This window comes from Acidimicrobiales bacterium (genome assembly GCA_030747595.1).
In the GTDB taxonomy this organism is placed as follows: Bacteria; Actinomycetota; Acidimicrobiia; order Acidimicrobiales; family MedAcidi-G1; genus UBA9410.
In genome coordinates, this window is sequence record JASLKK010000002.1 from 82,658 (window position 1) to 102,195 (window position 19,538).

General features: G+C 66.4%; 18 protein-coding genes, 1 tRNA gene and 1 pseudogene. 13 read left to right on the plus strand and 7 right to left on the minus strand.

Translation table 11 applies throughout. From position 1 onward, the window contains the following. Positions 1-6 precede the first annotated feature (6 nt). Positions 7-1,593, minus strand: a complete 1,587-nt coding sequence (locus QF777_01760) for a trimethylamine methyltransferase family protein (protein MDP6910277.1) — start codon at positions 1,591-1,593, stop codon at positions 7-9. Further along, positions 1,590-4,052, minus strand: a complete 2,463-nt coding sequence (locus QF777_01765) for an FAD-dependent oxidoreductase (protein MDP6910278.1) — start codon at positions 4,050-4,052, stop codon at positions 1,590-1,592. The genes QF777_01760 and QF777_01765 overlap by 4 nt, the downstream gene beginning before the upstream one ends. Positions 4,053-4,158: 106 nt before the next feature. Between QF777_01765 and QF777_01770 the strand changes: the two genes are divergently transcribed. From QF777_01770 to QF777_01800, 7 genes are all read left to right on the plus strand, one after another. Beyond that, complete coding sequence (locus QF777_01770; protein ID MDP6910279.1) at positions 4,159-4,893, plus strand: IclR family transcriptional regulator; 735 nt, start codon at positions 4,159-4,161, stop codon at positions 4,891-4,893. Between the two features lie 39 nt (positions 4,894-4,932). Further along, positions 4,933-5,589, plus strand: coding sequence for a hypothetical protein (locus QF777_01775; GenBank protein MDP6910280.1), 657 nt, complete (start codon positions 4,933-4,935; stop codon positions 5,587-5,589). Continuing rightward, positions 5,586-6,398, plus strand: a complete 813-nt coding sequence (locus QF777_01780; protein MDP6910281.1) for a PhnD/SsuA/transferrin family substrate-binding protein — start codon at positions 5,586-5,588, stop codon at positions 6,396-6,398. The genes QF777_01775 and QF777_01780 overlap by 4 nt, the downstream gene beginning before the upstream one ends. Before the next feature lie 47 nt (positions 6,399-6,445). Then, positions 6,446-6,522: transfer RNA gene (locus QF777_01785), tRNA-Met, on the plus strand. A 138-nt stretch (positions 6,523-6,660) separates the two neighbouring features. After that, positions 6,661-8,070, plus strand: coding sequence for a CotH kinase family protein (locus QF777_01790; GenBank protein ID MDP6910282.1), 1,410 nt, complete (start codon positions 6,661-6,663; stop codon positions 8,068-8,070). Between the two features lie 39 nt (positions 8,071-8,109). Continuing rightward, positions 8,110-8,658, plus strand: a complete 549-nt coding sequence (locus QF777_01795; protein ID MDP6910283.1) for a DUF4956 domain-containing protein — start codon at positions 8,110-8,112, stop codon at positions 8,656-8,658. A gap of 6 nt (positions 8,659-8,664) precedes the next feature. After that, complete coding sequence (locus QF777_01800) at positions 8,665-9,390, plus strand: VTC domain-containing protein (protein ID MDP6910284.1); 726 nt, start codon at positions 8,665-8,667, stop codon at positions 9,388-9,390. A gap of 245 nt (positions 9,391-9,635) precedes the next feature. On the opposite strand, the gene QF777_01805 is transcribed toward QF777_01800, so the two are convergent. Further along, the gene (locus QF777_01805; protein MDP6910285.1) at positions 9,636-10,961 is read right to left on the minus strand and encodes an FAD-dependent oxidoreductase; all 1,326 of its coding nucleotides are present in this window, start codon (positions 10,959-10,961) and stop codon (positions 9,636-9,638) included. A 106-nt stretch (positions 10,962-11,067) separates the two neighbouring features. Between QF777_01805 and QF777_01810 the strand changes: the two genes are divergently transcribed. The 4 genes and pseudogenes from QF777_01810 to QF777_01825 all read left to right on the plus strand — a co-directional run bounded on the left by QF777_01810 (position 11,068) and on the right by QF777_01825 (position 12,892). After that, positions 11,068-11,808: a MaoC/PaaZ C-terminal domain-containing protein gene (locus tag QF777_01810; protein MDP6910286.1), complete on the plus strand. Its 741-nt coding sequence runs from the start codon at positions 11,068-11,070 to the stop codon at positions 11,806-11,808. Between the two features lie 25 nt (positions 11,809-11,833). Continuing rightward, a complete protein-coding gene (locus QF777_01815; GenBank protein MDP6910287.1) occupies positions 11,834-12,337 on the plus strand; it encodes a hypothetical protein in 504 nt (167 codons plus the stop codon). 3 nt (positions 12,338-12,340) lie between these two features. Beyond that, positions 12,341-12,589, plus strand: a complete 249-nt coding sequence (locus tag QF777_01820; protein ID MDP6910288.1) for a hypothetical protein — start codon at positions 12,341-12,343, stop codon at positions 12,587-12,589. Between the two features lie 18 nt (positions 12,590-12,607). Beyond that, positions 12,608-12,892: pseudogene (locus tag QF777_01825) on the plus strand (peroxidase-related enzyme). A gap of 32 nt (positions 12,893-12,924) precedes the next feature. On the opposite strand, the gene QF777_01830 reads toward QF777_01825, so the two are convergent. Genes QF777_01830 through QF777_01845 form a run of 4 tightly spaced genes read right to left on the minus strand, consistent with a single transcriptional unit; the run spans position 12,925 to position 17,298 of the window. Further along, positions 12,925-13,962: an LLM class flavin-dependent oxidoreductase gene (locus QF777_01830; protein MDP6910289.1), complete on the minus strand. Its 1,038-nt coding sequence runs from the start codon at positions 13,960-13,962 to the stop codon at positions 12,925-12,927. Then, entirely contained in the window at positions 13,959-15,704 is a 1,746-nt protein-coding gene (locus tag QF777_01835) for a thiamine pyrophosphate-binding protein (GenBank protein ID MDP6910290.1), read from the minus strand. Before QF777_01835 ends, QF777_01830 begins: the two co-directional genes overlap by 4 nt. Continuing rightward, complete coding sequence (locus QF777_01840; protein ID MDP6910291.1) at positions 15,704-16,468, minus strand: alpha/beta fold hydrolase; 765 nt, start codon at positions 16,466-16,468, stop codon at positions 15,704-15,706. The genes QF777_01835 and QF777_01840 overlap by 1 nt, the downstream gene beginning before the upstream one ends. After that, positions 16,465-17,298: a phytanoyl-CoA dioxygenase family protein gene (locus QF777_01845; protein ID MDP6910292.1), complete on the minus strand. Its 834-nt coding sequence runs from the start codon at positions 17,296-17,298 to the stop codon at positions 16,465-16,467. The genes QF777_01840 and QF777_01845 overlap by 4 nt, the downstream gene beginning before the upstream one ends. Positions 17,299-17,339: 41 nt before the next feature. On the opposite strand from QF777_01845, the gene QF777_01850 reads away from it, so the two are divergent. Then, positions 17,340-18,257 (plus strand): LysR family transcriptional regulator, encoded by a 918-nt coding sequence (locus tag QF777_01850; protein MDP6910293.1) that lies wholly within the window; start codon positions 17,340-17,342, stop codon positions 18,255-18,257. An 81-nt stretch (positions 18,258-18,338) separates the two neighbouring features. Further along, the gene (locus tag QF777_01855; GenBank protein MDP6910294.1) at positions 18,339-19,529 is read left to right on the plus strand and encodes a M20/M25/M40 family metallo-hydrolase; all 1,191 of its coding nucleotides are present in this window, start codon (positions 18,339-18,341) and stop codon (positions 19,527-19,529) included. The last annotated feature ends 9 nt before the right edge of the window (positions 19,530-19,538 follow it).

Genomic DNA, 19,538 nt, shown 5'->3' on the forward strand with positions numbered 1-19,538 from the left:
ATCGCCTCAGCCCCAGCGGGTCGATGTGGTGAGCGCTCCGACCGGGAGCCTGATGTCGAACCGGTCGCGGACCCGGGCGTCCAAGTCGGGCGACACGTGCGACGGGAAGTGTGAACCGAGTATCTCGTGCACCCGGAGCCGAGCCCGTTCGTCAACTGAGGTGGCTCCGGCGTCGAACCAGTCGGCTGGGCTCAGCCGGTCGCCGACCTCCGGATAGATGTACTCGCTTTGCATCAGCGACAGAGTCTGGTCCTGGCCGAGGAAGTGGCCGGCGCCGAATATGACTGACTTGATGGTCTCGATCGAGAGGGTGTCGGGGGTGACCTCAATGCCGCGGACGGTCCGGTTGACGGCGCCCAGCATGTCGTTGTCGATGACCAGGGCCTCGTACGAGCAGGCCAGAAGGCTGGCCAGCATCCCCGCTGATTCGTAGACGAGGTTGGCGCCTGCGTGCCCGGCGAGGGCCACGGTCAGACCCTTCTCGTGGCCGGCCTGGTTGTCGGGAACCTTTGAGTCGGCCATCCCGGCGGCCACGCCGGAGGGAAGGCCCAGCCAGTTGGCCATCTGGGCCGCTGCCGCGTTGAGAACTGCCTCCTCGCCGGAGCCACCGGTCATGGCACCGGTGCGGAGGTCGGACACGAACGGCCACAGGCCCATCACGCATGGATGGCCCGGGTTGAGCAGGTTCACGCACGTAAGCGCTGACAGGCATTCAGCGAGGGCCTGGGCGAGCGACCCGGCTAGCGCGGCGGGCGACGTAGCGCCGGCCTGCCCGGCCGACAGAAGGTTGATGGGCATGCCGGTTTGGACCTGGGCGACCATGGAACGCACGGCGTCCTCGGCATAGCGAAGCGGCGGCACGACGAATGTGTTGTTGGCCACGCAGAACGGCCGTTCGGCGAAGGATCCGGGTCGCCCGCCCAGCATTTCATCGAACATGTCGACCACCTCGACTACGTGTTCGGGCTGGAAAAACGACGTGCCCACTGGCTTGGTGGTGCCCATGGCCACCGCGTAGGCGGTGTTCACGTCGAGATCACGTGACTCGATCATGTCTCGGGCTACCAGGGTGCGGACGTGGAAGTGGACGTGCTCGAGGGTGTCGACGAGGCGGGCCACGTCAAACACGTCTTGGAGGTCGGATGGACGGTGCTTGCGGGTCTCGTGGTCCCATACCGAGACGGCGGCGCCAGCGGTGCCGAAGTGGACGCGGTCGCCGCCGACCACGATGGAGCGGTCGTCGTCATAACCGTGCCAGGTGAACTCCTTGGCGGCCATGTCGACGGCGTCCTCGACGAGGGATCGGGGGAAGTGGAGGCGCTCGTCATCGTCCAGCCAGCCGCCGGCTGGGACCACGACCTCGATGAACTCGGGGATGGGGGTGCCCATGCCGAACTCCTCGAGCATGGTCAGCGCCGTTTCGTAGACGGTGCGGCACTCCGAATCGGTCAGCGGCTTGAAGGCGCCACCGGACTGACCGGGGTGGACGGCCTTCTCGTCGTCGGACAGTCCGGCGGTCCGTGCGGCGACACGTGCGGCCCGGCCCCCTGTCCGGCCGGCACGCTTCCCGGGAGTAGGGGTGGTGGCGCTCATGCTCGCAGCCTCGCGTTGGTCGGATCGTGGGCCGGACGGTCCAGCACGGTGGCGGTGTGGCGTTGTCCGAACAGGGTGATCTCGAATGTAGAGCCGGGTGATTCGAAGGCCGGTTCGACGTAGGCGAAGGCCAGTGATCGGTCGACGGTGTGGCCCCAAGCGCCGCCGGTGGTGATGCCCATACAGCGCGAGCCGTCGCCGACCGGGTCGTAGCAGGGTTCGTTGCCCCGGCAGTCCGAGTCGGTGGTGTCGACCTCGCAGTACACGAGGACCATGTCGAGGCCGGCGTCGCCCTCCTGTTGGCGCCGGGCCAGGGTGGCATCACGGCCGAGGAAGTTGCGGCCCGAGTCGAGGTCGACGAAGCGCTCGAGGCGAGCCTCGATAGGGGTGATCTCGGTGGTGAGTTCGCCGCCCCACGCCTTGTAGGCCTTCTCCATTCGCATGACGTTCATGGCCGACGAGCCGAAGTGGACCATGCCGTGGGGCTGGCCGGCGGCCACCAGGGTGTCGTACAACTGGGGCATTTGGTCGATGGGGTGGTGGATCTCCCAGCCGAGCTCGCCGACATAGCTGACCCGCAGGGCGATGCAGTCCACCCCACCAATCTCGACCTGCTGGCAGGTCAGCCACGGCCAGGCATCCGATGACAGGTCGGCGTCGGTGCAGGCGGCCAGCACGTCGCGGGCCAGGGGGCCGGTCACGGCGAGGATCCCCATCTGGTCGGTCCAGTCCTCGATGGTTACGTCCTCGTCGGGGAGCACGTGCTGCTGCAGCCAGTCGAGGTCGTGGGTGGAGCCGGCGATGGCCGAGTTGAGGTAGAAGCGATCGTCGGACATGCGGGTGACGGTCATCTCGCACTCGATGCCGCCGTGCTCGGTAAGCATGTGGATGAGGCGGATGCCGCTATGGCGGGTTGGGAGCCGGTTGGCCGAGAGGCGGCCAAGGAGGGCTGCGGCGTCAGGGCCGAACACGCCGAACTTGGCGAAGGCGGTTAGGTCGGCGATGCCCACCCGGTTGCGCACGCCATGGCATTCAGCGCCGACGATGTCATGGGCGTTGGAGCGCCGCCACGAGTAGTCCTCGGGTTCGCCGTAGTAGCGGGGACGTTCCCAACCCCAGACGTCCTGCCACTGGGCACCTAGGGCATCGAGTCGATCGGCGATGGGCGTGCGTTTCATGGGGCGGCCCGCCGAGCGGTACTCGCCGGGCATCCGCACCTGGTACATCTCGTGGTATTCGTCCACGGACTTGTCGATCGTGTACTGCTGGTCGGACCACGGGCCGAAGCGGCGGGGGTCCATTTCGCGGACGTTGATCTCGGTCTGGCCGTGGACCATCCACTGGGCGAGGTACTTCCCGGCGCCCGGCCCCTGGGTGATGCCGATGGAGGCGCCGGCGCACATCCAGTAGTTGCGTGCGCCGGCGACGGGGCCCATGAGGTAGCCGCCGTCGGGGGTGTGGGTGATGGGGCCGCTGACCACCTGTTTGATACCTGCTTCGGCGAACACCGGGAAGCGTTCGGTGGAGATCTCCAACCACGGTGCGAGCTGTTCAAGGTCGGGTGGGGTCAGGTGGAAGTGAAGGTTCCAGTCGATGCCGTCGACGCCGTAGGTGATGGAGTCGCGGGTCTCGTATGGGCCGATGAGCAGGCTGTCGATCTCGCGGCGGTAGTAGCACGATGAGCGGGGGTCTCTAATGACGGGCATCTCAACGTCGCATGCCTTCATGGCGTCGAGCGGTTCGGTAATGAGGTACTGGTGGATCATCGAAACAATGGGGACGTCGATGCCAGACATGGCGCCCAGCTGGGGGGCGTAATGGCCGGCCGCGTTGACGACGTGGTCGCAGGTGATCTGTTGCTGTTCGCTGGCGTTCCCGTCTCCAGTTTGGGTCGTGACCTGCCAGCGGCCGTCGGGCAGTTGGGTCACGTCCGTGACGAGCGTGTGGCGGGCGATTCGGGCGCCGAGTTGGCGGGCGCCGACGGCCATGGCGTTGGTGGACCCGGTGGGGTCGGACCAGCCGTCGTGGGGGGTGTGGAATCCCAGGACGACGTCGTCGATGGACTCCATGAGGGGGGCCATGGCGCGGATCTCGTCGTGTCCGATGAGGTGCGACTCGATGCCGATCGAATCGAGCATGGCGTCGACGTAGCGGTACCACTCGGCCTGTTCGTGGTTGACGGCGAGGCGGATCGCGCCGCAACCGTGCCAGCCGGTGGACATGCCGGTCTCGGCTTCGAGGGTGGTGTACAGCTCGGCGCCGTAGGCGTGGACCTTGGCCATGTTGAGGCTGCCGATGAAGTGCGGGACGAGGCCTGCGGCGTGCCAGGTGGAGCCCGACGTGAGTTCGCCCTTCTCGATGAGGAGGGTGTCGGTCCAGCCCTCGTGGGCCAGGTGGTAGAGGAGGCCGACGCCCATGGCGCCGCCCCCGATTATCACGCACTGCGCGTCGTTGCGCATGGTGGCCTGCCTTTCGGGGCGACTTATCAGGGATGGCCGCCCAGAGACTGTTCCATTTAATGGAACGTTCCGGTGAGTGGTGTCCTAGACTACCGGAATCCAGACGATTGAGCGAACGTTCAGTGTGCTGCGGGCCTTGGCGGGCCAGAGCGACTCGGTGGGCGTCTCCGAGGTGGCCCGGACGACCGGGTTGGCCAAGTCGACGTGCTCACGGATCCTGTCCAGCCTCGACGAGCTAGGGATCGTGGAACGGGTGGACGAGGCCGGGCGGTACGTGATCGGGCCGGGCCTGCGGGCGTTGGCCGCAGCGGGGGCGCCGGTAGGGACGCTGCGCGACCTGGCCGAGCCATACCTGAGGGAGTTGGCCGGGCGGCTGGGTGAGTCGGCGGCCCTGTCGGTGATGGATGGTGGCGAGGGGCTTTACGTGACCCAGGTGGCGGCACCCGGGCCCGTACAGGTGACCGATTGGACGGGTCAACGGTTCCCGCTGCACACCATTGCGGCGGGCCAGGCCTTTATGGGGTCATGGACCGACGAGCAGGTGGCCGGGTACGCGGCCAACGGGCTGGCGGAGTACACGGAGCGCACTGTGACCACATTGGTGGGCCTTCGCCAACGGGTGGGTGAGGTGCGCCGGCGGGGCGTGGCTTGGACGTTGGGTGAGTTCTCCGAGGAGATCACCGGAGTGGCGGCGCCGGTGTGCGACCCGGACGGTGATGCCGTGGCGTCGGTGTCGGTCTACGGCCCAGGTTGGAGGTTCCCCGGTGACGCCGACACCACCGAGATCGAACGGGTCGTCCGGGAGACAGCTGAGCGCGTGGGGGCATTGCTGGGGGGCTAGCTGAGCGGTCTGGGTGGCCGTTCCGTAGATTCCACGGGTGTGGGGGTCGACGCTGAACCGGTAGTCATCGGGCCCGCTGAGGTGGTGGACGGCCATTCGTGCACCGCCACCGGCCTTTACGCCGCGGACCGGGGGTTGCTGGCCTACATGCTTCAGGATGTCCGGGCGCTGGCTCGACTGTGGATAGACGGGACGACCGATGTCGTGCCGTACGAGCCGATCATCTGGTGGGTGCACGGCCTGAAGCGTCGGTTGGTGCCGTGCGACCTGGAACGGTTGGTCGATGGGTGTGACCTGGAGGTGGTGGGGTTCTTTGGGAGCCGTCGACTGGCGTCTGAGGGTGGGCTCGATCCGGAGGCCGACCTGATTGACGATCTGGATGCCCAACTCACGGCCGAGTTCCGCAACCACCCGGGGATTGCCAGTTACTCGACGATCGAGATGCACGATGGGTTCTGGGCCAACCTGGTCCTGCACTCGGTGCCGTCCGATGCCGAGGACTGGCGGGGCAGCGGGGTCCACAAGGGTGCGGTAAGGATGTCGCCCACGCTGTACCGCGACGTGCGTATCCACAATGGGCGGTTACCCGGTGGTGTCGGATCGTCCGACGAGGTCGTGCTGGACCAGACCAAGTACTGGGACTACGGGCCTGTGCCCAACGCTGAGCCAACCTGGACGGCAGTCCGGCAGTGGTGACCGGCCTTGAACCCGGCTCAGTTGCTGGGCTCCCCATGTACGACTGGCCCGAGGTATCCGCTGAGGTGGATGCCCTGTGGCGGGCCATCGCCACCCGGATCCGGGCAGCCGGTCTGGAGGCACCGTCGACGCTCTGGCGGCCAGCGGCTGCGGAGGACCTCTGGTCGCACCCCGACCTACTAGTCGGCGAGACATGCGGCTCTCAGGTGGTCGGAGCTTTCGCTGGGAGAGTCGAGGTACTCGGGGTCCTGGATCATGCGGTGGACGGCTGTCGGCCCGGCGATTACCGCTCGGTGCTGGTGTGCCGTAACGACGACCCGGCCGACTCGTTGGCCGACCTTCGAGGGCGACCAGTGGCCATCAACGGTCGGTATTCGCAGTCGGGCCATGGCGCACTGGCGGCCGAGGTCGCACCGTTGGCGGCCGACGCCCGGTTCTTCGGCGAGGTGGTGGAGACGGGTTCGCACCGGGAGTCCATGCGGGCAACGGCCGAGGGCCGGGCCGACCTGGCAAGCATCGACGAAGTGTGCTGGCGGCTGGGCCTCGACCATGAACCCGCTGTCGATGAACTACGGGTCCTGGCTTGGACCGATCCCACGCCGGCGCCCCCGCTGGTCACCGGTTGGGCCAATGTTGGCCTACGCGATCGGCTGAACCGAGCGGTCGCTGAAGCGGTCGCCGACCTCGACTTGTCGGTCCGGGAAACGCTGCACCTCTACGGCTACCGGCCCCGATCGACAACGGACTACAGGGTGATCACCGAACGCCTGACCGCAGCCGAAGCCGCTGGCTATCCGACAGTTCGCTGATCGACCGTCGGGTAGGAGCGATAGTGGGGCGCCGTTACCCTCCTTTCTGCGGGGTGGAGCAGTCTGGTAGCTCGTCGGGCTCATAACCCGAAGGTCGCAGGTTCAAATCCTGCCCCCGCCACCAAGCAGAAGGCCCGGGATCACAACGGTTCCGGGCCCTTCTGGTTCTCCGGATCGTTCGCTGAAGTGGCTGAGTGTCAGAAGAACAGTCACGACCTACGGTGAACCAGTGCATCTGAACTCACTCCGCACAGTTTTGGGCGTGTTTCTGCTTACCGCCTGCTCCTCTACGGCCTCCATTGCGCCCAGCACCACCACGACGGTTGTCTCGACGCACGTCACCGCCGAAACGACGACCACCGCCACAGAGACCACCACCACAGCCGGTGGGAACGTGTCGGTGCTCGCTGCCGACGATTCCGGCTACATCTTCGACCAGGAGCGGTTGCACACGTTCGAGTTGACACTGTCCGACGAGGCTCTTGCCCAGATCGACCGAAACCCGTCGGCCGAGGAGTGGGTGCTGGGCTCGCTCACCTTCGAGGGTGAGACCATCGACCGGGTCGGCATCCGGTACAAGGGTTCGATTGGAGCATGGGTCGGCTGCCTCTCCGACCCGGACTGGTCGGACCCGTCCGGCCACAAGGTCTGCACCAAGCTGTCGATGAAGGTCAAGGTCAACTGGGATGACTCGAACCGGGAGTTCCACGGGCTGCGGCGCCTGCAGTTCCACACCATGAACCTGGACCCGTCGCAGATGCACGAGCGCCTCGGCTACTGGCTATTTCGTGAAATGGGTGTGCCGGCCCCCCGGTCGGTCCACGCCCGACTGATCGTCAACGGCACCTACCTCGGGGTGTTCGCCCTCACCGAGCAGGTCGATGGCCGCTTCACCCGCCACAACTTCGACGACGGCACCGGCAATCTCTACAAGGAGGTGTGGCCGCTCAACTGGGACGGCGACACCATTACTAACGACTTTGAATTCGTGGAGGCGCTCAAGACCAACGAGGACGAGAACCCCTCCATCGAGTTGATCAAGAACTTCGGTTCCGAGGTGAAGGCTGCTGGGCCGGGTGAGGCGGCCGAGGTGGTCGACCGGTGGATGGATATCGACGAAGTGCTGGCCTGGGCGGTCGTCGACCGCACCATCCGCAACGACGACGGCCCCTTCCACTGGTACTGCTTCGACGGGTGCCGCCCCCACAACTACTACTGGTACGAGGACCCGACGGCCGGCACGCTGCACCTCATCCCATGGGACCTCGACAATGCCTTTCAGAACATCGTCAAGGACTCCAACCCGGTCACCCCGGTGGCCGACGCCTGGGGCGAAATCACCGCCAACTGCCTTCCATTCGGTTACGGGGATTGGGGTTTGCTGCAGCGATCAGCAGCCTGTGACCCGCTGTTCGCCGCTTGGGCCATGTTCGACGACGACTACGGACGGCTCCTCAACGAGTTCCTCGACGGACCGTTTGCCGAGGAACTCGTGACAGCCCAGATTGAAGCCTGGGCGACCCAGATCGCCGACGCCACCGCCGAAGCCGCCGACATCCACGACGACGCCGTGTCGGTACGCAAGTGGGCCGGCGCTGTCAAAGAGTTGTTAGCCGCTCTTGACCATGCCCGGTCCATCGCCCGGTCGCCTCTAGACGGCCCCGACGCCTAACTTTGTTGGCGAACGACCCCGAAGACAGGTAACTGCCCCATGTCAACACCCTGGCTAATCGTCTCCGACCTGGTTGCCGTAGCGGTGTTGGTGTTCGTCCTGTACTTCCCCCGCAACGGCCGGCGCGACATGGTGGTGGCACTGCTCGGCATCAACGTCGGGTTGCTCGGCATCGCCATGACCCTGACACGCAGCACGGTGAACCTCGGCCTTGGGTTGGGCCTGTTCGGCGTGCTGTCAATCATCCGCCTGCGCTCCTCAGAACTGGGCCAGCAGGAGGTCGCCTACTACTTCACCGCCCTTGCCCTTGGTCTACTGGGTGGCATGCCGATCGACCCGGCATGGGCAACCCCAACTCTTATGGGAGCGACTCTGGTCGCCGTCTACGTCGGTGATCATCCGAGGCTCTACGAAAGGAACCGCAACCAGACTGTCACCCTCGACCGGGCCCACACCGACGAGACCGAGTTGGTTACCCGCCTCGAGTCCATGCTGGGCGGCACCGTGGTGCGGCTGAAGGTACGCCGCATCGATCTGGTGAACGACAGCACCATCGTTGACGTGCGCTACCGGATGAATGGCGGCTGACCGGCCATGATCGACGATCTGCCGTCGGTTTCGCTGGCGGAGATCGGAAATATCGCCGGCCTCCAGACCCGCCGCGACCGCAAGTACGTGGTAGCGCCGACGCTCGTGGATCAGCTGGTCAGCGAACTGTGGCCAGAGGTACTGGCCCTAGAGATCGACGGGCAGCGCGACTTCGGCTACGAGTCGCTCTACTTCGATACCCCGGATCTGGTGTCCTACCGTGCGGCCGCCCATCGCCGTCGACGCCGGTTCAAGGTGCGCCACCGCCACTACGTCGACGCCGGCTCAGCGATGCTGGAGGTCAAGGTCCGGACAGGACGAGGTCGCAACGCCAAACTGCGACTGCCGGCCGACAGCGCCGGGGCCAATCTGTTCTCGGCCGCCGGCCGGGTGTTCGTTGACGGCGTGGTCGGTGCCGGCACCGCTGAGAGGCTCGTCCCCATTTTGACCACCCGGTACCGGCGCTCCACCCTCGTCGACCTCGACGGCCCCTCCCGCCTCACCATTGACCGGGCCGTCACTTGCATCGACCGGGACGATTCCACCGCATCGGTGGTCGGTGTGGTGCTCGAAACCAAGACCGCTGGGCCGCCTAGCCGGTTCGACCGCTGGCTTTGGGCACAGGGCCACCGGCCGATCCGGCTTTCCAAGTACTGCACCGGGCTGGCCGCCCTGCGCCCCAACCTCCCTGCCAACAAATGGCACCGAACCCTGGACCAGCACGTGAGCTGAGCGCACTGGATTTACTGCTCATCGCTCTTCATGCTCACTCCGAGCGGTCAGGCCAAATGGGATAGAAACAGCACTTTGCTGGGACAGACACCGGCCCCACAGCCCAGAAACCCTTCACATACTGGGCAAACACAAACCTACCGAGACCCCATCAAACGAGGAGGTCCGGTCCAGAGCGGGGTCTTGGTCGCGTCTGGTGGTCAGTGGCGATGCGTCGGCCTCGGCGATCATGTCGACCCAGGCCGTCAGCCGTGGACCGACATGGACGAATCGGCGTTGATCTCCCGATTGCGGCTGTAGAAGCCGATGTCGATCTCCCAACCGGTGTAACGACCGGTCATGACCACCGGTGAGGCGTCGTGGTCGTGTCCGGATTCGACGGCGGCGATTAGCTCGGACATGAGCTGGCCGACGGCTCCGGCGTTCTTGTACTGGTTCCCGCTGGAGCCGATGGCTACGTAGAAACCGTTTAGGTCGGTGCGGTCGTAGATGGGTAGCCAGTCATCGGACACGTCGTAGAGGTCGACTACGCCCCGCTTCTCATGGGGCACCCCGAGGTTGGGCATGCGGCGGTTGGCCCGCAGCACTTGGGCCTCCCACTGTTCCTGGCTGAGGCTGGTGTCGTAGTCGTCGGGGTCGACGAACTCCCGGGGGTCACACGTCGGATCGACGCTGCCGATCAACACGTTGTTGCCTGTCTCGGGTCGGAAGTAAAAGCCGGTGTCGTCGTCGGCGCCCACCATGCCGTCGGCCATGAAGTCAAAGCCCTGTGGCGCTGGTACGTGGTGGACCTCGTGGCGCAACGCCCGGGTCTTGATGTTCATCGAGTCGTGAACGCCGGCCATTCGGTTTATGACCGCACTGTGGGGGCCGGCCACGTTGACGACAATCGGGGCCGCTACCCGGCGACCGTCGGCCAGCGTCACGCCGGAGACCCGATCCTCGGCCCGGTTCACTGAGATGACCTCGGCGTTGAACCAGAACTCCCCGCCCGCCGCCTCGGCGGCACGTTGCAGGTTGTGGCAAGACAGCTGGGGATCGCTCACGTACCCGGAGTCCGGCGAGAACAACGCCCCGGTAACGGTTCCGTGCGCGTCGTCCCAGAAGTGGGGGTCGTCAGGTCGTTTGGGCGGGCCGTAGAGGCCGTGATCGAGCACCGGCATCCGTTGGGTGAGGTCGTCGAGCGTCCACTCCTCAAAGGGGATGCCCAGTTGTTCCCACAGTGCCCGAACGGTCGCCGAGTGGTCGTCTCCGCCTACCAGCAGGTTGAACTGGCCGCACCGGTTGAAGGTGATGAGCCCGAGTTCATCGTCGGTGCCGATGTAGGCGGGCCAGTCGGTCCAGTAGTGCATGGCCTCCCAGGCCAGGGACACGCCGGGAACCGTCGAGTAGCTGAAGCGCACGATGGCACATGAGTTGCTCGTCGACCCGGCACCCGCCGTAGGAGCCTTGTCGACGTTCAGGGTTCGCAGGCCGCGGCGGGCCAGTTCGACGGCGATGGCGCCGCCGAGCACGCCGGCGCCGATGATGACGGCGTCGAAATCGTACGACGGCGCTGTCTCGTGGGTCACCGCTTCCTCCTTGGATTCGTATCACCCTGAGGACGGCGCTCAGGTCCGTCGGAACCTAGTTCGTTGTGGGAAACCGGAGGTCTCCCGGGGGTAGGTTCTGGGCCCTATGACGACGGCCACGCCACGTACTTGGTCGGTGACGGCCCGGAACCTGCCCGAGCACGCTGACAACCCGATCCATACCGACGATGGGGCGAGGGCGGCTGGTTTTCCAGCGGCGATCGTGGCCGGGACCACCGTGCACGCCTACCTGACTAGGCCGATCGTCGAAGCGTGGGGGATGGCCTGGCTGGCCAACGGTTCGTCCACCGTGGCGTTCGTGGCCCCAGTGCTGGCCGATGACCCGGTGGACTGCGTTCCCGTGGTGGCTGTCGACGGGTCGGTCGAGATTCAGGCCCTGGTGGGTGGGGAGCTACGGGCCCGGTTGGTCGCCCGGCCCGAAGCCGACACCATCGACGATGGGAGCCAATGGGACGGCGAGCCGTTGCCGGCACATGTCGAATCTCTGGCCGATGGCTGGGTCGATTACGCCCGACGGGCTGGAGACGACCTGGCCCTGTATGCGACCGCGGGGATCGTGCATCCGTGTCTGTGGTCGTCGTTGGCCAACGGGGTGATGGTCCGCCACCTGGTGGAAGGACCCTGGATCCACACCTCTAGCCGGATCGTCCACTATGGAACGGTCCGGGTCGGGGCCACGGCACTGGTCGAGGCGAAGGTGGTGGACCGGTTCGAGACCCGGCGGGGTATCCGCGCCGTGGTTGATGTCAATATCTCGGTCGACGGCGGCTCTGTGGCGGCTGTCCGACACGAGGCGTTGGTCAGCCTGACGCCGACCGCCCTCTGACCGGTCAGCGGGCCTACCTTTGACCATGGACGAACGACAGATCTGTGTTCAACGGGCGGTCTGCGCATCACCCGGAACCATTTTCGAAGTGTTGGCCAGTCCGGCCGGGCACGTATCAATTGACGCCTCCGGGATGCTGATGTCGGCTGACGGCGACCCGGTGTCGGCGGTTGGTGACCGATTCACCGTACAGATGGACCGCGACTCGCTGCAGGACTTCCCCCTGGGTGAGTACGAGGTAGAGGTGGTTGTCACCCGCTTCGAGGTTGACCGGGCTATTGCCTGGGGCATCGAGAGTGCCAACCTGCAGCCCCCCATCGGCCACGTCTACGGCTACGACCTGGAGCCAATCGACGGGGGCACCCTGGTCACCTCCACCTACGACTGGACCGACGTCCACCCAGACTGGGAGGCGGCCGTCGACGCCATCTTCCCGGTGATTAGCGAGACCAACCTACGGGCCACCTTGGGCATCCTGGCCCGGACCGTCGCCCCCGGCCAGGGCCGCCCGGGTGCCGGGGAGGACTGACCAGTGGCTTGGATCCAAACCATCCGTGAGGACGAGTGGGAGGGCCCGCTGGCCGACCTCTACGGCCAGGTGGTCGATGACGCCTATGGCCGGGTGGACAACGTCATGCAGATCCACTCCCTTAACCCGAACGCTCTGGCCGGGCACCTCGCCGTCTACCGGTCGGCCATGGCCGGCACGAAGACGCTGCGAAAGGTCGAACGCGAGTTGGTGGCCCTAGTAGTCAGTCGGTACAACGACTGCCACTACTGAACGGTTCACCACGGGCGCGGTCTGCGCCGACTCCTGAAGGACGACGACCTGCTGGCCGCCATCGAGGACGACTGGCGCACCGCTGGCCTGTCTGACCAGCGCACAGCGATGTTGGCCTACGCGGAAAAGTTGACCGCCCATCCCGGCGACATGGTGGAGGCCGACGTGGAGGCCCTGCGGTCCGTCGGCTTCAGTGATCGCGACGTGCTCGACATCTGTGAGGTGGTGGCCTACTACGCCTACGCCAACCGGATCGTGGACGGCCTTGGCGTGTCGATGGAGTCGTGGATCCCTGAGGACTGACCGGTCGGTGTCGGGTCACGGGGACCTGGGGATCAGCTGAAGGCGGGGATGACCTCGTCGCAGAACAGCTCCATGGACCGCTTCTGCTCGTTGAGCCCCAGGCCGAGGCTGGCGTAGTAGATGAACTCGTCCACGCCGAGCACTTCGTAGCGTCGGAGTTTGGCGATCACCTCGTCGGGGGTGCCGAATAGGAGATTTTCGCTCAACGTGGCCGGTTCGTAGTCCGCAGCGTTGGTCACCTGGTCCATGGGGATGGTTGCCGGGAATCCGTCTTGCACGTCGCCCAGGTTCTTGAACAGGTTCTCGAACTGGCTGAGCTGCTGTTGGGCGGCCTTCACGGGCACCATCCACTGATCGGCCGAGTCGTACACCGCGGTGTGGCGCATCAGCGCCCATGTGGGCCGGGGTGCCTCGGGGCAGGCGGCGATCGAGGCGTCCAACTGTTCCCTGTAGAGCTCGGCCTCGGCAAACGGTCGGGCGATGGGCCACGACATGACATTGCACCCGTTGGCCACTGCGTAGTCGAACGTGATGGGTGACCGGGCGGCCACCCAGATCGGCGGGTGGGGCTGCTGGACTGGTTTGGGTACCGATGTCGACGTCGGGAACGACCAGAACTCACCGTCGTGGGCATAGTCGCCAGCCCACAACTCTTTGAGGACGGGCAGCATCTCCTGCATGTAGCGCCAAGCGTCGGACTGCTTAAGGCCGGGGCGCATCCGGTCGAACTCGCGCTGGTAGGCCCCCGATCCGATGCCGAACTCGAGGCGGCCGTCACTCACCAGGTCCAGGAACGCCGCTTCGCCGGCCAGCTTGATGGGGTTCCAGTAGGCGGCCACGGCTACCGCGGTGCCCAGGCGGATCCGGCTGGTATGGCCGGCCCACCACGTCAGAATCTGCAGCGGGTTGGGGGCGATGGTCATCTCAAGGGCGTGGTGCTCAGCGGCCCATGCAGTGGTGAATCCTCCGGCCTCGGCCATCTGGACCATCTCGAGGGTGTGGCGGGCCACGTCGTCCATGGCGAGCGAGTCGTCGAGCCGCTCCAGGTTGATGGCCAGTTGGAACTTCATGAAAGTTTCTCCGAGTTGGGGTCGGTGGGGGTTCGATGGGCGAACGAGTCGCGTCGGAAGCTATAGAGCGCATCGCCGTCCACCTCGACGACGACCACGGCGGGGCGACCCGACTCAAGCCCAGCCCGGACGGCCTCGCCCACCTCGTCAATACGTTCGGCTCGTAGACCGACGGCTCCGTAGAGTTCGGCGACCCGTTCGAACGGGGGGCTGTGCACGTCTGCGCCGATGTATCGGCCGTCGAAGAAGTCGCGCTGGTAGGCCTTTTCGGCGCCCCAGCAGCCGTTGTCCATGACCACGGTGACAGTAGGGATGTCATGGCTGACCGCCGTGGACAGCTCCGACAGCGTCATACCGAATCCGCCATCACCCATCAGGCTGATCACCGGGCGGTCGGGACGGGCCAGCTTTACGCCAAGGCCGCAGGCGAAAGAGAAGCCTACGAGGCCGAAGTCCAGGGGACTGAACAGGCAGGGAGGCTCGAAGTGGTCGAGGGCGTCGGTGGCCTGTAGGCACAGCGTCCCGGCATCCAAGGTGATCATGGCGTCACGGGGCAGTACGGCTCGCAGCTCGCGGAACAGGCCCGAGGGCTGGATTGGGTAGGCGCTGGATGCCTGCTCCTCACGCCTGACTTGGTGGGCGGCCCGGTCGTCGGCGAAAGTCCGGGCCCACTTGGCGTCTGTGGTCCCGTCTCCCCTAACGGAGACTAGGGCGGCGGCCAACTGCCCGGCCACCGTCGGGGCATCGCCGTGGATGCCGACCTCGACGGGGAAGAACCGGCCGATGGCCGTGGGCTCGACCTCCACCTGGATGATCGCAGCGTTCCGGTTGACGTTGTCCCACGAATAGAAGGTTGAGTTGAACCCGAGCCGGGTACCCAGGGCGAGGATGACGTCGGCCTCGCACACCAGACGGGACGCCACCGGATTGCCACGGGGACCCATTTGCCCGGCGCACAGCCGGTGGTCGGCGGGGATCGCATCTCCGTGGCCGGGCGAGGTGGCGATAGGGGCGTCCAGCTTCTCGGCCAGGTCAATCACCTCGGCGAATCGACCCCCATTTTTGATCCCGGCGCCAGCCACGATGACCGGCCGCTCAGCTGTGGTCAACAGGGCAGCAGCCTGCTGCACCGGCACGTCGGCACCGGCTGGCAGGTCGACCACCCGGGTAGCCGCGGGGTCCCACGGCGGGTCGAAGTTGGCGGTGCCGGCCAGCACGTCGCGGGGGAGGTTCAGGTGGACGGGCCCTCGCCGGGGGGACAACGCGACCCGGAACGCCTCGCGAATCATTTCGGGGATCCGTTCGGTAGACGGGACGGTCCAGGTCCGCTTCGTGATGGGGCGAAACAGGGCGTCCTGATCGACCTCTTGGAAGGCGTCGCGGTAGACGTGGCTGGTTGCCAGTGCACCAGCCAGGGACACCACCGGCGAGAAGGCTGCCGCGGCCTGGGCCACTCCGGTCACCAAGTTGGTGGCACCGGGGCCGTTCTGCCCGGCTAGGACTACCCCGGCCCTGCCGGAGGCCCGGGCGTACCCGTCAGCCATGTGCGTGCCGGTGCGCTCGTCGTGGACACCGATATAGGTGATGTCGTCGGCGTCGTGGAGCCCGTCGAACAACTCCATGGCAGCCGAGCCGATCAGTCCAAATACGTGGCGGACCCCCTCGACCTGCAGGGCTTCTACCGCGGCAAGGCCACCGGACATGGCCTGCGGTTCGGTACGTCGTTGCGGGTCTGTCGCCATCAGCCGGGGAGTCTTCCCGATCCGGCGAGGAAGTGCACAAGGGGATCGGCGAACCGGTCGGGTGCCTCCAGCAAACCAAGGTGGCGGACCCCGGGGACGATGACGACCTCCCCGGAGGAGGCCTCGGAGGCGATGGCCCGGGCCATGTCGGGGGTACTGCCTGAGTCGTAGTCCCCAGTCATGGCGAGTAGAGGCAGGTCAGGTAGGAAATTTGGTCGGACCAGCTCGTCGACGCCAGTAGCCAGCACATGACGGGCCCGGGCGAGGGCTTCGCTGTCGGCGGCCAGGACACGTCGACGGACGTCGGCCACCACCTCTGGCTGATCGTCACGGAACTCCGGAGTGAACCAACGGTCCAGGGTGACGTCGATGGTGGACGCCATGCCCCACCGCGCAGTGGCGGTGGCCCGCTCCTCGACCAGGCGTTGAGCCTCGGGGCTCCGCTTATGCGGCGACGCGATGACCACCAGACCGGCCACCCGGTCCGGGTGGTCCATGCCCACCCGACGGTTGATCATGCCGCCCAGAGAGAATCCGACCAGCACAGCCCGGTCGATGCCGTGGTCATCCATGACCGTGATGGCATGGTCGGCGAAGGCCCGCAGCGTGGGCTCGACGAGTGGGTCCGGGGCGACACCGTGGCCCGGGAGATCGTAGGACACCACCTGACGATCAGCCTCGAGCGCCGGGAGCATCCCGTCCCAGATGGTCCGGTCCAGCCCGATCCCGTGGATGAGGACCAGCGGCGGGCTGGCAGCGGTCACCCGAATCCGAGGGGCAGCATGGGGAACCAGTCTTCGCGGAGGCGCTGACCGTCAACCATGTCGTGGCCGTCGAACGGCGGCGAGGTGGTGCCCCGGCGCTGCACGTAGCGGGCGTCGTCTCCGACCATGCGCAGCGAGAACGCCCGCCGGAGGTTCGCCGACCCTCGGGCGCCGTGGACGGTCCGGTAGTGGAAGGCCACGGCGTCGCCCGGCTCGCACGCCCACTCCATGACCTCGAACCGGTCGGGTTCGGCGTCGGGATCTGGTGCCGGCTGGAAGCCTCCGCTGTGGGTCGTGTGGTCGTCGCCGTAAAAGCCGGTCATGGTGGTCCAGCTCACCGGATGGACGGCCTCGTCCCATAGGTGGGACCCGCGGATCAGACGGAGGGTGGCCTCTGTCGGCACGGGGTCCAGTGGGATCCAGATGCTGACCGTCTGTGGGCCGTCCACGAAGTAGTAAGGAGCGTCGCAGTGCCAGGGGGTCGGACGGGGCGCACCCGGCTCCTTGACCAGCACGTGCTCGTGGAACAACTGCACGGTCTCGGAGCGCATCAGTCCGGCGGCCACGTCGGCAATGCCCGAATCGAAAGCGAACCGCTCGAACTCGGGGATGCGAGACCAGTTGCAGTAGTCGTCCCAGAAGCGTCCGGCGTCATCAGCGGTGCCGTTGTCGTCGAAGAACTCGCTGGGTTCAGCCTCGTTGCGGGCTATTCCGGCGGCCAACTCGTCGACCCAGTCGGCGAACAGCCCCTCAAGGTGCACGGCTCCGTCGGCGGCGAACGCGTCGGCCAACTCGTCGGAGATGGGAGGCGCGGTCGCGTGGTCGGTCACCCGGGGAGGATACGTCGCCCCATCTCCGCGATGCTTGGGGGATGCGGAAGGTGACGTTGCGTGAGTTGGAGCACTTCGTGGCCCTTGCCGAGCATGGTTCGGTGACCGGGGCGGCCCGGGCCATCGGGCTGTCCCAGCCCGCCATGTCGACCTCGCTGCAGGAGCTGGAGAGGGCTCTCGGGGTGACACTGTTCGTGCGGCACCGGGGTCGTGGCCTCGGCCTGTTGGCGGAGGGCGAGGCGCTATTGGTGGAGGCCCGGGAGCTGCTAGCCCGGGCGGCCGAACTCGAAGAGCGTATGTCGGCCTCGTCGGACGGCTCGGCGGGGCGGCTGGTGCTGGGTTCTCTGACCACCGCTGCGCCCATCGTGGTGCCGTCTCTGGTCCGTCGGTTTCGTGACCGGCATCCGGGGGTGGATGTGGAGATTCGGACCGGGGCCCAGGCCGAGTTGTTGGAGGCGGTGGCGTCCGGTGCGCTTCATGCGGCGTTGACCTACGACCTGGGGCTGGGCTCCGGTATCCGCTTCGTCCGGTTGGCCGATTCGGCACCCCACGTGCTGGTGGCCGCTGACCACCGACTGGCCATTGAGGTAGCGGTGGGCCTCGATCAACTGGTCGACGACCCGTTCGTGATGCTGGACCTGTCGACCAGCCGCGAGTACTACACGTCGCTGTTTCTGGCTGCCGGGGTGTCGATGCGTCCGGCCATGACGGTGACCGACCTCTCGTTGGTGCGTTCGCTGGTCGGCAATGGGTTTGGGTGGTCGCTGGGCAACCACGTCCCGGCGCGGGACGAGGCCCAGGACGGTTCCCGGGTGGCCTATGTCTCGTTGAGGACCGACGTACCGCCGTTGGGCCTTGGCTTGGCCTGCCGGAGCGCTGATCGTGGTCCGGCCGTGCTGGATGCCTTCACGGAGTTCGCCAGTTCGTCGCTGCGATTCCCACGACAGTTGGAAGACTGACCGTTCTATATAGGTAATACGAATCCAGTAGATCAAAAGCATCCCTTTGACGGATGGCTCGACATGCACCAGCATTTGGGGGTGCCTTCGATCTCCATCCCTTCGATCCCTGCTGTGGCGGACCTGCTGGGGGAGCTAGTGGCGTACCCCACCGAGAGTTGCTCTCCCAACGTCGACTTCATCGACCACTACGCGGATCGGGCCCGGAGGATCGGCGCTGCGGTCGACGTGGTGTCCGGTGAGGCGGGGCGAGCCAACCTGCACCTCCGCTTCGGTCCGGATGCACCGGGCGGGATCCTGTTGTCGGGTCATACCGACGTGGTTCCCGCCGGGACTGGTTGGGATACAGATCCCTACGTCCTCACCGAGGTGGACGGACGACTTGCCGCCCGCGGTACCACCGACATGAAGGGCTTCTTGGCCGCCACACTCGTGCTGCTTGAGGAGATCGACGTTGACTCCCTCCGGGCCCCGGTCCACCTGGGCCTCAGTTACGACGAGGAGGTCGGCTGCATCGGCGTACGGGGTCTGCTCGACGTGCTGGCTACCGGGTCCACGGGTGCCGGAACGTGTGCCCCTGAGGTCGTGGTGGTGGGCGAACCTACGGGGATGCGACTATGCAACGCCCACGCCGGCAAGGTCGCCCACCGGATCGATCTCACTGCGGCTTCCGGGCATTCCAGCCGGGCCGGGACTGAACCGACCGCTGTACACGAGGGCGCTGCTCTGGTTGCGCTGGTCCAAGGCCTGAACGATTCCGATCGCGGCATCAGCGCCAACGTGGGATCGATTCACGGCGGGGTGGCGGTCAACGTGTTGGCCCCGTCGTGCACGCTCGAGTTCGAGGTGCGTCATCGGGCCGACACCGATCCCGACGAGGTGCTGGCCGGTGTCCTGGACGCGGTGGCCGACGCCGATCGGCGACTGTCGGCCGTGGGCGGACGTGCCACCTCCGAGTTGTTCATTGGCTACCCGGGCCTGGACACCGATCCCTCGCTGGCCCCGGTCGTCGCCATGGCCGACCTGGTGGGTTGCGGCGCACCGGGCACCGTGGCGTTTGGTACCGAGGCCGGCCTTTACGCCGACCGGTTGGGCGTGCCGTCGGTCATCGTCGGACCCGGCGACATCGCAGACGCCCACCGTCCCAACGAGACGGTGGCCCCCGACCAACTTGAGCGGTGCGGTGACGTGCTGCGTCGAACCATCCACCGTTTCTGTTCCGACGACGGCTCGGCCGTTGCAGGGACTGTCCCAGTTGACCGTCTCAGTTAAGGGAGACCC

Excerpts from the sequence above, each read along its gene's own strand:
- QF777_01835 (MDP6910290.1), bottom strand. The coding sequence starts at position 15,704 with ATGGCGACAGACCCGCAACGACGTACCGAACCGCAGGCCATGTCCGGT.
- QF777_01830 (MDP6910289.1), bottom strand. The coding sequence starts at position 13,962 with ATGAAGTTCCAACTGGCCATCAACCTGGAGCGGCTCGACGACTCGCTC.
- QF777_01810 (MDP6910286.1), top strand. The coding sequence starts at position 11,068 with ATGACGACGGCCACGCCACGTACTTGGTCGGTGACGGCCCGGAACCTG.
- QF777_01815 (MDP6910287.1), top strand. The coding sequence starts at position 11,834 with ATGGACGAACGACAGATCTGTGTTCAACGGGCGGTCTGCGCATCACCC.
- QF777_01800 (MDP6910284.1), top strand. The coding sequence starts at position 8,665 with ATGATCGACGATCTGCCGTCGGTTTCGCTGGCGGAGATCGGAAATATC.
- QF777_01765 (MDP6910278.1), bottom strand. The coding sequence starts at position 4,052 with ATGCGCAACGACGCGCAGTGCGTGATAATCGGGGGCGGCGCCATGGGC.
- QF777_01850 (MDP6910293.1), top strand. The coding sequence starts at position 17,340 with ATGCGGAAGGTGACGTTGCGTGAGTTGGAGCACTTCGTGGCCCTTGCC.
- QF777_01795 (MDP6910283.1), top strand. The coding sequence starts at position 8,110 with ATGTCAACACCCTGGCTAATCGTCTCCGACCTGGTTGCCGTAGCGGTG.
- QF777_01760 (MDP6910277.1), bottom strand. The coding sequence starts at position 1,593 with ATGAGCGCCACCACCCCTACTCCCGGGAAGCGTGCCGGCCGGACAGGG.